Origin of the sequence: Pseudomonas sp. Fl5BN2 (assembly GCF_009908205.1) — a bacterium.
In the GTDB taxonomy this organism is placed as follows: Bacteria; Pseudomonadota; Gammaproteobacteria; order Pseudomonadales; family Pseudomonadaceae; genus Aquipseudomonas.
Genome location: NZ_JAAARL010000003.1, coordinates 356,303 through 368,647 on the forward strand (window position 1 = coordinate 356,303; position 12,345 = coordinate 368,647).

12 protein-coding genes are annotated in these 12,345 nt (G+C 60.1%); 3 read left to right on the forward strand and 9 right to left on the reverse strand.

Going from position 1 to position 12,345, the window contains the following annotated elements; all coding sequences use genetic code 11:
* Window positions 1–46: 46 nt before the first annotated feature.
* The 3 genes from GV819_RS06095 (at window position 47) to GV819_RS06105 (ending at window position 1,794) form a co-directional block, all read left to right on the forward strand.
* Complete coding sequence (locus GV819_RS06095) at window positions 47–322, forward strand: polyhydroxyalkanoic acid system family protein (RefSeq protein ID WP_161754482.1); 276 nt, start codon at window positions 47–49, stop codon at window positions 320–322.
* A 220-nt stretch (window positions 323–542) separates the two neighbouring features.
* A complete protein-coding gene (locus GV819_RS06100; RefSeq protein ID WP_161754484.1) occupies window positions 543–965 on the forward strand; it encodes a phasin family protein in 423 nt (140 codons plus the stop codon).
* A gap of 10 nt (window positions 966–975) precedes the next feature.
* Window positions 976–1,794, forward strand: a complete 819-nt coding sequence (locus GV819_RS06105; RefSeq protein WP_161754487.1) for a phasin family protein — start codon at window positions 976–978, stop codon at window positions 1,792–1,794.
* An 83-nt stretch (window positions 1,795–1,877) separates the two neighbouring features.
* On the opposite strand, the gene GV819_RS06110 is transcribed toward GV819_RS06105, so the two are convergent.
* The 9 genes from GV819_RS06110 to argS form a co-directional block, all read right to left on the reverse strand.
* Entirely contained in the window at window positions 1,878–2,498 is a 621-nt protein-coding gene (locus GV819_RS06110) for a TetR/AcrR family transcriptional regulator (protein ID WP_161754489.1), read from the reverse strand.
* Between the two features lie 64 nt (window positions 2,499–2,562).
* Window positions 2,563–4,245, reverse strand: a complete 1,683-nt coding sequence (gene phaC, locus GV819_RS06115) for a class II poly(R)-hydroxyalkanoic acid synthase (RefSeq protein WP_161754491.1) — start codon at window positions 4,243–4,245, stop codon at window positions 2,563–2,565.
* Window positions 4,246–4,353: 108 nt separating this feature from the next.
* Window positions 4,354–5,214, reverse strand: coding sequence for a poly(3-hydroxyalkanoate) depolymerase (gene phaZ / locus GV819_RS06120; RefSeq protein WP_161754493.1), 861 nt, complete (start codon window positions 5,212–5,214; stop codon window positions 4,354–4,356).
* 130 nt (window positions 5,215–5,344) lie between these two features.
* Window positions 5,345–7,024: a class II poly(R)-hydroxyalkanoic acid synthase gene (gene phaC, locus GV819_RS06125; RefSeq protein WP_161754495.1), complete on the reverse strand. Its 1,680-nt coding sequence runs from the start codon at window positions 7,022–7,024 to the stop codon at window positions 5,345–5,347.
* 257 nt (window positions 7,025–7,281) lie between these two features.
* A complete protein-coding gene (locus tag GV819_RS06130; RefSeq protein WP_161754497.1) occupies window positions 7,282–7,659 on the reverse strand; it encodes a gamma-butyrobetaine hydroxylase-like domain-containing protein in 378 nt (125 codons plus the stop codon).
* Window positions 7,660–7,751: 92 nt separating this feature from the next.
* Window positions 7,752–9,089 (reverse strand): ATP-dependent protease ATPase subunit HslU, encoded by a 1,338-nt coding sequence (hslU, locus tag GV819_RS06135; RefSeq protein ID WP_161754499.1) that lies wholly within the window; start codon window positions 9,087–9,089, stop codon window positions 7,752–7,754.
* A gap of 56 nt (window positions 9,090–9,145) precedes the next feature.
* Window positions 9,146–9,676: an ATP-dependent protease subunit HslV gene (hslV, locus tag GV819_RS06140; protein ID WP_016984593.1), complete on the reverse strand. Its 531-nt coding sequence runs from the start codon at window positions 9,674–9,676 to the stop codon at window positions 9,146–9,148.
* A 200-nt stretch (window positions 9,677–9,876) separates the two neighbouring features.
* Window positions 9,877–10,584, reverse strand: a complete 708-nt coding sequence (locus GV819_RS06145; RefSeq protein ID WP_161754501.1) for an SPOR domain-containing protein — start codon at window positions 10,582–10,584, stop codon at window positions 9,877–9,879.
* Window position 10,585: 1 nt separating this feature from the next.
* A complete protein-coding gene (gene argS, locus GV819_RS06150) occupies window positions 10,586–12,322 on the reverse strand; it encodes an arginine--tRNA ligase (RefSeq protein ID WP_161754503.1) in 1,737 nt (578 codons plus the stop codon).
* Window positions 12,323–12,345 lie beyond the last annotated feature (23 nt).

Sequence of the window (12,345 nt, forward strand, 5' to 3'; positions counted from 1 at the left end):
GGGTCAAGATGCTCCAGGCAAGTCCCGAACCAGCAGGAGTCCTTAGATGGCCCGTATTAGTGTTGAACGTGCCCATGGCCTGGGTAAGCAGGCGGCCCGTGAAAAGGCCGACCAACTGGCGCAGAAACTCGCCGATCAATATGGCCTGGCGCCGCAGTGGGCGGGGGATACCCTGAACCTCAAGCGTTCCGGGGTCAAAGGCACGGTGCATGTAGGCGATGAGTCCATCAGGATCGATGTCGAACTGGGCCTGTTGATGTCGGCCATGAGCGGCACCATCAAGTCCGAAATCGAGAAAGCCCTGGACAAGGCGCTGGTCTGAGCCACTTGCAGGAGCTGGTTCGCCAGCGAATCACCGGGCACTGCAAGGGTGCTCATAGAGCTTCGCCGGCAAGCGCAATGCCGTCCGCTCGCTCCTGCAAGGATCCATCACGGTTTTATTGCATTCGTTAGGGTGCCGATTCTAATTTTTCTCTCTAGGTTGTGCCTCAGGTCCTCTTTTCGAGGGCAGTTCCTCAAACCTTCTGCGCGTGAGGTGCACCATGGCCAAAGTAATTCTGAAGAAAAAAGTTGATGCTCAATCGACTGCTCTGAGTGAAGTCAAAACCTATGCCCGCAAGATCTGGCTGGCAGGCCTGGGTGCCTACGCCAAAGTCGGTCAGGAAGGCAGCGAGTACTTTCAGGAGCTGATCAAGACAGGTCAATCCGTTGAAAAGAAAGGCAAAAAAGTTGTCACTGAACAACTTGAAGCAGCCAACAGTCAGATAGATAGCGTTAAAGGGGATGTCAGCACTCTTAAAGGCAAAGTCGAAGTGCAACTGGACAAGGTCGAGAAGGCTTTTGACACGCGCGTCGCCAGTGCCTTGAATCGTATCGGCATTCCGTCTAAACATGACGTCGAGACACTCTCTGCTAAGCTCGATGAGCTGACGGCGTTGCTCGAACGTGTCGCGCGTAAACATTAAGGAGAACGGGATGGCTGGTAAAAAGAATACTGAAAAAGAAGGCAGCTCGTGGATCGGGAAAGTCGAAGATTACTCCCGTAAAATTTGGCTTGCTGGTTTAGGCGTGTACTCGAAAATCGACTCTGACGGCAGCAAGCTTTTCGAGACATTGGTCAAAGATGGCGAGAAAGCCGAGAAGCTGACTAAAAGCGTAGTCGGCAAGAAAGTCGATGCCGCCAAGGATTCCGCCAGTTCGGCCAAGTCGCGTATCAGCGACGTCAAGGACCGCGCTCTGGGCAAGTGGGACGAACTGGAAGGTGCTTTCGACAAGCGCTTGAACAGTGCCATCTCGCGTCTGGGCGTGCCAAGCCGCAATGAAGTAAAGGCGCTGCATGAAAAGGTCGATACCCTGACCAAGCAGATCGAAAAACTCACAGGTGCCAAGGTCGCGCCGGTTGCGGCTAAAACCGCTGCGGCTAAGCCAGCGGTAAAATCGGCTGCCAAACCTCTGGCCAAGCCTGTTGCCAAGCCAGCAGTCAAAGCCGTGGCTAAACCTGCGGTGAAAACCGCTGCTGCCAAACCTGCAGCGAAACCTGCTGCCAAGCCTGTTGCAGCCAAGCCAGCGGCAAAACCCGCAGCCAAGCCTGCTGCAAAGCCTGCCGTGGCGAAAAAGCCTGTGGCCAAGAAGCCCGTAGCCGCCAAGCCTGCAATCAAACCTGCTGTTGCGGCCAAGCCTGCGACTCCGGCCCCGACGGCATCGGCCAGCTCGGCGAACTCCGCTGCAGCGTCAAGCCCGGCTGCAAGCCCAGCTGCCACGTCGACCTCTGCGACGCCAAGCAGCCAGTCCTGACTGAGTCAGGAACACAAAAAACGCCCGGTCTGCAAAGCCCGGGCGTTTTTTATTGAGCGGCAATCAATGCCCTGTACAACCGACTACCCCTGTTCATCCAGGTAACGCAGGGCCATCTGCTCGGTGGCCAGCTTCGCCGGTGGCAACAGGTGCGGTGCCACCAGCATCATGATCTGATAGACCACCAGGCGCACTTCCCCTTCGCGATCGAGAATTCGCTGATAGTCCAGAGAAAACAGCAAGGTCATGGTGATCTGCTCCACCAGTTGTCCCAGGGCCTGGGTGCCGCTGACCAGTTGTCCCATGGCCTTGAGCCGTGCCAACAGCGAAGCCAGGGTGCGTTTGAGGGCGTTGAGCAGGTTGCGAATGCCCTTGGCCAGCTTTGGCAGGCGCCCGGCCAGGTTGGACAGGTCCTGGAACAGAAACCGGTAGTGGGCCAGGCGCTCGACAATCAGATGCAGAAACAGCCAGTAGTCTTCCGGGGCCAGTTGCGCATCTGATGGTGGGTCCAGCAGTGGCGTCAGCTCGTTCTGGAAGCGTTCGAACAGGCCGAGCACCAGGGGCTCCTTGCCATGGAAGTGGTAGTAGAGGTTGCCGGGGCTGATCCCCATTTCATTGGCCACCTCCATGGTCGAGACGTTGGGCTCACCCTTCTGGTTGAACAACTGCAGGGCACATTCGAGTATTCGGTCGCGGGTTTTCATCCTGACTTCTTGTCGGTCCATTAGGGGGCACGACTCCAGCGCGGAGTCGTGGTGCAAGGTGTCTTCAGCGCACGCGCACGTAAGTGCCAGGTGCAGCCTCCATCGGTGGATAGTTCTGGTTGCCGAGCGTGGTGAGGCTGTCCCGTTGCGCTCCCGAGCGTTCCTGGATCCAGCCCAGCCACTGGCTCCACCAGCTGCCGTCGACATGCTTGGCATCGTAGTACCAGGCCCGAGGGTCGCTGCTGAGCTTGGGGTTCTCCACATAGTTGGCCTTGGGGTTGCTCGGCGGATTGAGGATGCTCTGCACATGCCCGCTGTTGGACAGTACGAAGCGTCGTTCGCCGCCCAGCAGCAGAGTCGAGCGATACACCGCGTCCCAGGGCGTGATGTGGTCGTTGATCCCAGCCACGCTGAAGCTGTCCACCGTGACCTTCTGCAGATCGATCGGTGTGCCGCAGATTTCCAGTCCGCCGACATGGCTCAGCGGGTTGTGCTTGAAGAAGTCCAGCAAATCGCCGTGCAGGGCAGCGGGCAGTCGGGTGCTGTCGTTGTTCCAGTAGAGGATGTCGAAGACCGGCGGTTCCTTGCCCAGCAGGTAGTTGTTGATCCAGTAGTTCCAGATCAGGTCGTTGGGACGCATCCAGGCAAATACCTTGGCCATGTCGCGACCATCCAGTACGCCTTGCTGGTAGGAGCGGCGCTTGGCCGCCTCCAGGGTCTTTTCGTCGGCGAACAGGGTGGCCGGGCTGTCCAGCTGGCTGTCCAGCAGACTCACCATATAGGTGGCGCTGGAGACCCGGCGCAGTTGCCGTTTGGCCTGCAAGTGACCTTGCAAGGCGGCGATGGTCAAGCCGCCGGCACAAGCGCCAGCGAGGTTGACTTCGCGACTGCCGGTAATGGCACGGGTGACGTTCAGCGCTTCCTCGGCAGCCTCGACATAGGTCGACAGGCCCCACTCGCGATGGCGCACGTCCGGGTTGCGCCAGCTGATCATGAACACCTGCAGGCCGTTTTTCAGTGCGTACTGGACGAAGCTGTTGTGCGGGCTGAGGTCGAAGATGTAGTACTTGTTGATTTGTGGCGGCACGATCAACAGTGGCTTGGCGTACTGCTGTTCGCTCATGGGGTTGTACTGGATCAGTTCCAGCAGCTCGTTGCGAAACACCACCGAGCCTTGGGTCACCGCGACGTTCTTGCCCACCTCGAAGGCGTGCTTGGTCACCTGGCTGGGCATTCCGTTGTTGTGCAGCAGGTCGTCCAACAGGTTGCTGATGCCGCGCACCACGCTGTTGCCCCCGGTGTTGAAAATCTCCTTGAGGGCCAGGGGATTGAGCAGAGTGTTGGAGGGGGCCACTGCGTCATTGATCAGGGAGAAGGCAAAATGCGCCCGAGCCCGGTCGTCTTCACTCATGCCGCTGTCATCAATCCAGTGGCGGACCTGTTTCTGCCAGCTCAGGTAAGCCTGCAGACTCCGTTTGTAAAAGGGGTTGAGGCTCCAGGTCGGGTCGGAGAAACGGTTGTCCCTGGGGCTGGGTTTGTGCAGGGTTTCGCCCAGCAGCACACGTCCCAGCTGGCCACCCAGGGCCAGGGTATGGCGGGCACTGTGCAACGGGTTGCGCAGGCTGTGGGCAGCAAGGCTGCGCAATGTGGAGAACAGATCCCGGCCACGTAGACCGGTGATCGCACTCTGCGCGTTGATGTACGCGGCAGGGGAGGGCAGCGAGCCCGCCGCAGGTTTGTCTTGCATGAGTCAACACTCCTTCGTCAAACCACTAACAAGCAGACCAATCCAAGACAGATAACATAGTCGGTCCTGGCCCTTCTTGCGCGAGACGATCCTGTTGACTGAGTGGTTTTATTTCGTCGGGTGCACCGGCAGAGGGTGCGGGTGCATCACTGCCCGTTGTCGTTCTTCCTGGAGGAACTTCATGATGATCGGGGCGACGGCCTCGGCCCTGGTGATCAGGAACAGGTGACCGTCGTCGATGATGTGCAACTGGGCATTGGGAATTCGCCAGGCCAGCATGCGCATGTTGATCAGGGGAATCAGCGGATCATCGTCGCCGGCCAGCACCAGGGTTGGCTGGTGGATCTTGTGCAGCCAGTGGATGCTGGTCCAGCCCAGCCCCGCGAACAGTTGCCAGTAGTAGCCCAGCTTGCCGGCCGAGCGCACCTTGGCTGCATGTTCCGCCGCCAGGTTTGGGTCGCGGCGGAAGGCGCCGCCGTAGATCAGCGGCGCGATGCGCATCACATGGGATGGCTGCACATAGCGCCGTGGGCTGGCCATCATCCACAGCACCTTGGGTTTGCCAGGGATCATGAAGGCGCCGGCAGCAGTGGCGGCCAGCACCAGCTTCTTGCAGCGCTCGGGGTAGTCGTAGGCGAACTGTTGCGCCAGCGCCCCGCCCCAGGACACGCCCACTGCGTTGACCTGGCCGTAGTCGAGGTAGTCGAGCATTCGCGCAGTCAGCTTGGCCAGGCCGGGGAAACGATAGGGTCGGCTGGGGGTCGAGGAGCCGCCAACGCCGGGGACATCGAAGGCAATGACTTCCAGGTCCGGGTCCAGGGCCAGGACGAAGGGGAACACCAGCTCCAGGTTGGCGCCGATGCCGTTGAAGATCAGCAGTGGCGTCAAGTGAGGCTTGCCGGGGCGAACCGCGGTGCGGATGGTTTGGCCATCCAGGTCGACGGTGCGAAAGATAAAAGAGTGTGGCATGCCGTAGCCCTGTGAATTGAACCATTGGAAGCGCCGTCCTGGGCGTCCTCCAGATTTCCTGAGGCCAGGCCTCGTCTTAAGAATAGGGCGTGGCGGCACCTCCTGGTGCCGCATCGTTGGATGCCTGGACTCAGCGCTCGTGGACGTAGGTTCCCGGCGCTGCCTCGGCGGCCGCGTATTTCTTGTTGCCCAGTACGCTCGGCGCGGCTTTCAGCTCGCCCGAGCGCTCTGCCTGCCAGGCCTGCCAGTGCAACCACCAGGAGTCGGTGTGCTTGACCGAGTTTTCCTGCCATTGGTCGGGGCAAAGTGGAATCTCGGTGTTGGTCATATAACGCGCTTTCGGGTTGCCCGGTGGATTGAGGATGCTCTGGATATGACCGCTGCTGGACAGCACGAACTCCACATTGCCACCGAACAGCTGCGCCGACTTGTAACAGGACTTCCAAGGCGTGATGTGGTCGTTGGTGCCGGCCAGGGAGAAAATGTCGGCGGTTACCTGTTTCAGGTCGATCGGTGTACCGCACACTTCCAGTGCGTCGGGGCGGATCAGCGGGTTGTTTTTGAACATTTCAATCAGGTCACCGTGGAACGCCGCCGGTAGTCGCGTGGTGTCGTTGTTCCAGAACAGGATGTCGAAAACCGGCGGCTCGTTGCCCAGCAGGTAGTTGTTGACCCAGTAGTTCCAGATCAGGTCGTTGGGGCGCATCCAGGCAAACACCTTGGCCATGTCACGGCCTTCGAGGACGCCGGCCTGATAGGAGTGGCGCTTGGCCGCTTCCAGGGTTTGCTCGTCGACGAACAGCGCCACCTGGGTATCCATGGTGGTGTCGAGCACACTGACCAGCAGGGTCAGGGCGTTGACCTTCTTCTGTCCTAATGCAGCGTAATGGCCCAGCAGCGCGGTGCAGGTAATGCCACCGGAGCAGGCGCCCAGCATGTTCACGTCCTTGCTGCCGGTGATTGCAGTCACCACGTCGACGGCTTCTTTCAGGGCCTCGATGTAGGTGGACAGGCCCCATTCCCGTTGTGCCTTGGTGGGGTTGCGCCAGCTGACGATGAAGGTCTGCACGTTGTTGCGCAGGCAGAAACGCGCCAGGCTCTTGTCCGGGCTGAGGTCGAAAACATAGAACTTGTTGATTTGGGGTGGCACCACCAGCAGTGGACGCTCATGCACCTGCTCGGTAATCGGTCGGTACTGGATCAGCTCCAGTACATCGTTGCGAAACACCACCGCGCCTTCGCTGGTACCGAGGTTCTTGCCGACTTCGAAGGCGTCCATGTTGACCTGGCTGGGCATGCCGCCGTTGTGCACCAGATCCTTGGCCAGATGGGACAGGCCATCCAGCAGGCTCTTGCCGCCGGTTTCGAAGAAACGTTTGACCGCAGCGGGGTTGGCCGCGCTGTTGGTCGGGGCCATGGCTTCGGTCATCAGGTTGATGACAAAGTGCCCGCGGCTGATGTCCTGGTCCGACAAACTGCTGTCGCCGATCCAGTCGTGGAGCTCCTTGCGCCACGCCAGGTAGGTTTGCAGATAGCGTTTGTACAGCGGGTTCTGGCTCCACGCCGGGTCGTTGAAGCGACGGTCGTCACTCTCCGGTTGCAGGGTCGATTTGCCGAACATCACGTTCTTCAGCTCAAGGCCGAAATGCGCGACGTGCTTGACGCTGTGGAGGGGTTGTTTGATGGCCTGGGTGAGCACCATTCGAGCAGAGGTAAGCAGATCTTTTTTACGCAAGCCGATGACCGGATTGAGCCCCAGAGTGTTTTCCGAGGCTTGGCGTTTCAGGTCATCGTTATTCTTGTTACTCATCTACGACGCTCCATTGTCCTGAGACGAGTACCGGACCTGCTGTGCAGTCACACAGTACGATGCCAGGTACTACTGCTCGGGTGACCGTTAAGTGCGCACCACTGCTTTTTAGTTCGCAAAGCATTGCAGGGAACTTGCCAGCACCATTGGTTACCCGAGTTTAATTTTTTTCGCAAGCAGGCCATTCATTGGCCATACAGCAGCGCATTCAAGCAGATGAAATTAGAAAATGCCCTCTAAACAGTCGAAGCCTTGAGCTAGAGCATCAGCTTGACCACAGACTCATTCGGATCGCGGGATTTTTCGGCAGCTTTCAGTTCTGCCAGATAGTCGGTCCATAAATCGTCCTGGCGCAGCGCCAACTGATACAGATAGTCCCAAGTGAACAATCCGCTGTCATGACCGTCATCGAAGGTCAATTTCAGTGCGTACTGGCCGGCCGCTTCGACCTTGCTCAGGCCGACGCCGAGCTTGCCGAATTGCAGGATGGGTTTGCCGTGGCCCTGGACCTCGGCGGAGGGGGAGTGCACGCGCAGAAACTCGGCGGGCAGGTGATAGACCTCATCCGGCCCGTAGGTCAGGGTCAGGGTTTTCGAGGCTTTGTGCAGGTTGATGCCGGTGGGGAGTTTGCTCATGAGTTGTAGTCCTTCCGGTAGGAGCCAGCTTGCCGGCGATCGGGGGGTGGCCCTATCGCTGGCAAGCCAGCTCCTACATGGGTGGCGAAGGCTTACAGGATATAACGGGAAAGATCTTCGTTCTGTGCCAATTCGCCCAGGTGGCTGTTGACGTAGTCGGCGTCGATGCGGATCGGTTCTTCGCTGTGGGCGCTGGCCAGATCACCCGCGCTGAACGACACCTCTTCCAACAGGCGCTCGAGCAAGGTGTGCAGGCGACGGGCACCGATGTTCTCGGTTTTCTCGTTGACCTGCCAGGCGATCTCCGCCAGGCGCTTGATCCCGTCCGGCAGGAACTCGATGGCCAGGCCTTCGGTCTTCAGCAGCTCGCGGTACTGCTCGGTCAGCGACGCGTGAGGTTCGCTGAGGATGCGCTCGAAGTCTTCCGGCGACAGCGCCTTGAGCTCTACGCGAATCGGCAGGCGGCCCTGCAGCTCAGGTACCAGGTCGCTGGGCTTGCTCAGGTGGAAGGCCCCGGAGGCAATGAACAGGATGTGGTCGGTCTTGACCATGCCCAGTTTGGTGTTGACGGTGCAACCCTCGATCAGCGGCAGCAGGTCGCGCTGCACGCCTTCGCGGGATACGTCGACGCCGCCGGAATTACCGCGCTTGGCGACCTTGTCGATCTCGTCGATGAACACGATGCCGTGCTGTTCGACGGCTTCCAGGGCCTTGGCTTTCAGCTCTTCGTCGTTGACCAGGCGGCTGGCTTCTTCGTCGCGTACCAGCTTCAGCGCTTCCTTGACCTTGAGCTTGCGGTTCTTGCGCTTGCCCTTGCCCATGTTGGCGAACAGGTTTTGCAGCTGGTTGGTCATTTCTTCCATGCCCGGAGGCGCGGAGATATCGACCCCGGCGACTTCCGCCACTTCGATCTCGATTTCCTTATCGTCCAGTTGGCCTTCGCGCAGGCGCTTGCGGAACAGCTGGCGGGTGTTGGAGTCCTGGGCCGGTGCGTCATCGCTGCTGAAACCCATGCGAGCTGGCGGCAGCAAGGCATCAAGGATGCGTTCTTCGGCGGCATCTTCGGCGCGATGGCTGACCCGGGTCATTTCCTGTTCGCGGAACATCTTGATGGCCGCGTCGGCCAGGTCGCGAATAATCGATTCAACATCGCGGCCGACATAGCCGACCTCGGTGAACTTGGTGGCTTCGACCTTGATGAACGGTGCATTGGCCAGTTTGGCCAGGCGTCGGGCGATTTCGGTCTTGCCGACACCGGTCGGGCCGATCATCAGGATGTTCTTGGGGGTCACTTCAACGCGCAGCTCGGCAGGCAGTTGCATCCGGCGCCAGCGATTACGCAGAGCGATAGCGACGGCGCGCTTGGCATCGTCCTGGCCGATGATATGGCGGTTGAGTTCGTGGACGATTTCGCGGGGTGTCATGGACATAGTAATTGGCGGTTCTCAAGCAGGAATGAATGCCGTGGCACTGGGCCGAAACAGGCTTATTCCGCGAGATCCTGCTCCTCGATGGTTTGAGTGTGGTTGGTGAATACACAGATGTCGCCGGCGATGCCAAGGGCGGTCTCGACGATTTCGCGGGCCGACAAATCGGTCTTTTTCAGCAGGGCGCTGGCAGCGGCCTGGGCGTAACCGCCACCGGAACCCATGGCAATCAGGCCGTCTTCGGGTTCAACCACGTCACCGTTGCCGGTGATGATCAAGGACGCGTCCTTGTTGGCCACGGCCAGCATGGCTTCCAGGCGGCTGAGAGAGCGGTCGGTGCGCCATTCTTTGGCCAGTTCGACAGCGGCGCGAACCAGGTGGCCCTGGTGTTTCTCCAGCTGGCCTTCGAAGCGCTCGAAGAGGGTGAAGGCGTCAGCGGTGGCTCCGGCAAAACCGGCGATGACCTGGCCGTGATAGAGGCGACGGACTTTTTTCGCGTTGCCTTTCATCACGGTGTTGCCCAGAGAAACCTGGCCGTCGCCGCCCATGACGACTTTGCCGTGGCGGCGGACTGAAACGATGGTGGTCAAGGGGGAGTCTCCACGCAGCGGGGCGAAAGTGCCCTGATGGAAACTCATATGGGGGTGGCTGAGAATTTTTCAACCGGGGGCTGTGTCGAGGGACCAGCGGTATTCTCGGGGAGGGGGCAGAGCAGCGCTGGCAAGTCCGCTCCTACAGGGCAGTAGGTAGTAGGAGTGGCTTGCCCACGATCAAGCGTTTGGCGCTTGGCTTAACGGTTCTGGCGCTGTTGTAACAGCAGGTTGCTGAAGCCGGCGCCCGCCAGTTGCTTCTGCGCCACGGTGAGTTGTTCACGATTGCTGAACGGCCCCACCAAGACCCGGTACCAGGTTTCGTCTTTCACCGTGCCGGACTCTACCGAAACCGACTGGCCGAGCAGGATGATCTGCGCGCGCACCTTATCGGCATCGGCTTCCTTGCGGAACGAGCCGGCCTGGAGGAAGAACTTGGTCACAGGCGCGGCCTTGGCTACAGGCGGCGGGGGCGGCGGAGTGATACCGGCCAGGGCCGCCTGGGCCCGGGCAGTGTCGATCTTCGCGGCTTCCGCCGGGGTCACCGGAGTGGTCGGTACCGTCGGCACCTGTGGCGTCGGCAGGGTTTTTTCCGGCACCGCTTCTGGCGGCACTATGACTTCCGATTCCGGTAACAGGGTATAGAAGTCGTACTTAGGCTTCACCGGTTGCTGTGGGCTCGGCGGGGTCTTGTTGGCCTCGGCGATCTTGCTGGCTTTCTGTTGCTCGATTTTCTCGCGCTTGACGCTGTCACCGCCTTTGCCTGGCTCGAGCTTCATCAAGAACACAATGAATGCGCCGATGGTCAGGCCGATGGCCAGCCACAACCAGCCCGGAATCGGCTGCTTGGCCGGGGCCTGGTAACGGCTGGCGCCACGCTTGGGTGCAGGTTTTTTCTTGGCAGCCAACTTACATTTGCTCCAGGACTTTGAGGCCCAGCAGTTCCAGACCTTGCTTGAGGGTACGGCGAGTCAGCTCGGTGAGGCGCAGGCGGCTGTGCATCTGCGTTGGCGTCTCGGCCGACAGGATTGGGCAGTTTTCATAGAAACTGGAGAACAGCCCGGCTACGTCGTACAGGTAGGTGCAGAGAATGTGCGGGGTGCCTTTGTCGGCCACGTTGTTGAGGATTTCGCCAAACTGCGCCAGCTTGGCCGCCAGCTCCAGTTCCTGGGGTGCGTGCAGTTCGATTTGGCCCCCCACTTCGCTAAATTCCTTGCCCAGCTTGCGGAATACCCCGGCGGCGCGAGTGTAGGCGTACAGCAGGTATGGCGCGGTGTTGCCTTCGAAGTTGAGCATCAGGTCGAAGTTGAAGCTGTAGTCACTGGCACGGTGCTTGGACAGATCGGCGTATTTCACCGAGTCGATGCCCACCACCTTGGCAATGCTGCGCAGGTCCGCTTCCGGCAGTTGCGGGTTCTTCTCTTTCACCAGGGCGTAGGCGCGCTCTTCGGCTTCGGTCAGCAAGTCGATGAGCTTCACGGTGCCGCCGTCACGGGTCTTGAACGGACGGCCATCGGCACCGTTCATGGTGCCGAAGCCCATGTGCTCCATCTCCATCGGATGGGTCACGAAGCCGGCCTTGTGGGCCACGGCAAACACTTGCTGGAAGTGCAGGGCCTGGCGCTGGTCGACAAAGTACAGCGCGCGATCAGCCTTGAGCTTGCCGCTGCGGTAGCGCACGGCGGCAAGGTCGGTGGTTGCATACAGATAGCCACCGTCGGCCTTGACGATGATCACCGGCAGCGGCTCGCCGTCGGCGTTCTTGAACTCGTCGAGGAACACGCACTGGGCGCCATTGCTCTCCACCAGCATGCCCTTGGCCTTGAGATCGTTGACCACGTTGATCAGGTCATCGTTGTAGGCGCTCTCGCCCATGACATCGGCCATGGTCAGCTTGACGTTGAGCAGCTCGTAGATCTTCTGGCAGTGCGACAGCGAGATGTCCTTGAACTTGGTCCACAGCTCCAGGCAGTCCGGGTCACCGGCCTGCAGCTTGACCACCAGCCCACGGGCGCGGTCGGCAAAGGCTTCGGACTCGTCGAAGCGTTGCTTGGCGGCGCGGTAGAAATTCTCCAGGTCCGACAGTTCGTCGCTGGTGATGGGGTTCTCTTCCAGGTACGCCATCAGCATGCCGAACTGGGTACCCCAGTCGCCAACGTGGTTCTGGCGGATCACCGTATCGCCGAGGAACTCCAGGACCCGCGCCACGCCATCACCGATGATGGTGGAGCGCAGGTGGCCGACGTGCATCTCTTTGGCCAGGTTCGGTGCCGACATGTCGATCACGGTGCGTTGGACCGGACCAGCCTTGCGCACACCCAGGTGATCGTCGCCGAGGGCGGCATCCAGGCGCGCGGCCAGGGCCTGGGTGTTCTGGAAGAAGTTGATGAAGCCTGGGCCGGCAATTTCCGCCTTGCTCAGGTTTTCGTCGGCCGGCAGCGCGGCGATGATCTTTTCCGCCAGGTCGCGGGGTTTCATGCCGGCAGGCTTGGCCAGCATCATGGCGATGTTGCTGGCGAAGTCGCCGTGGGTCTTGTCGCGGGTGTTTTCGACCTGGATCGCCGGCGTCAGGCCTTCTGGCAACACACCTTCGGTGACGAGTTGGGTGATGGCTTGCTGGATGAGCTGGCGAATGGTGTCTTTCATGGTCTTCTCTTTCGACCGCTGGT

Bases quoted from the DNA above. Each gene is read 5' to 3' on its own strand.
- GV819_RS06095 (WP_161754482.1), top strand. From the start codon at position 47: ATGGCCCGTATTAGTGTTGAACGTGCCCATGGCCTGGGTAAGCAGGCG.
- GV819_RS06100 (WP_161754484.1), top strand. From the start codon at position 543: ATGGCCAAAGTAATTCTGAAGAAAAAAGTTGATGCTCAATCGACTGCT.
- GV819_RS06105 (WP_161754487.1), top strand. From the start codon at position 976: ATGGCTGGTAAAAAGAATACTGAAAAAGAAGGCAGCTCGTGGATCGGG.
- GV819_RS06110 (WP_161754489.1), bottom strand. From the start codon at position 2,498: ATGAAAACCCGCGACCGAATACTCGAATGTGCCCTGCAGTTGTTCAAC.
- phaC (WP_161754491.1), bottom strand. From the start codon at position 4,245: ATGCAAGACAAACCTGCGGCGGGCTCGCTGCCCTCCCCTGCCGCGTAC.
- phaZ (WP_161754493.1), bottom strand. From the start codon at position 5,214: ATGCCACACTCTTTTATCTTTCGCACCGTCGACCTGGATGGCCAAACC.
- phaC (WP_161754495.1), bottom strand. From the start codon at position 7,024: ATGAGTAACAAGAATAACGATGACCTGAAACGCCAAGCCTCGGAAAAC.
- GV819_RS06130 (WP_161754497.1), bottom strand. From the start codon at position 7,659: ATGAGCAAACTCCCCACCGGCATCAACCTGCACAAAGCCTCGAAAACC.
- hslU (WP_161754499.1), bottom strand. From the start codon at position 9,089: ATGTCCATGACACCCCGCGAAATCGTCCACGAACTCAACCGCCATATC.
- argS (WP_161754503.1), bottom strand. From the start codon at position 12,322: ATGAAAGACACCATTCGCCAGCTCATCCAGCAAGCCATCACCCAACTC.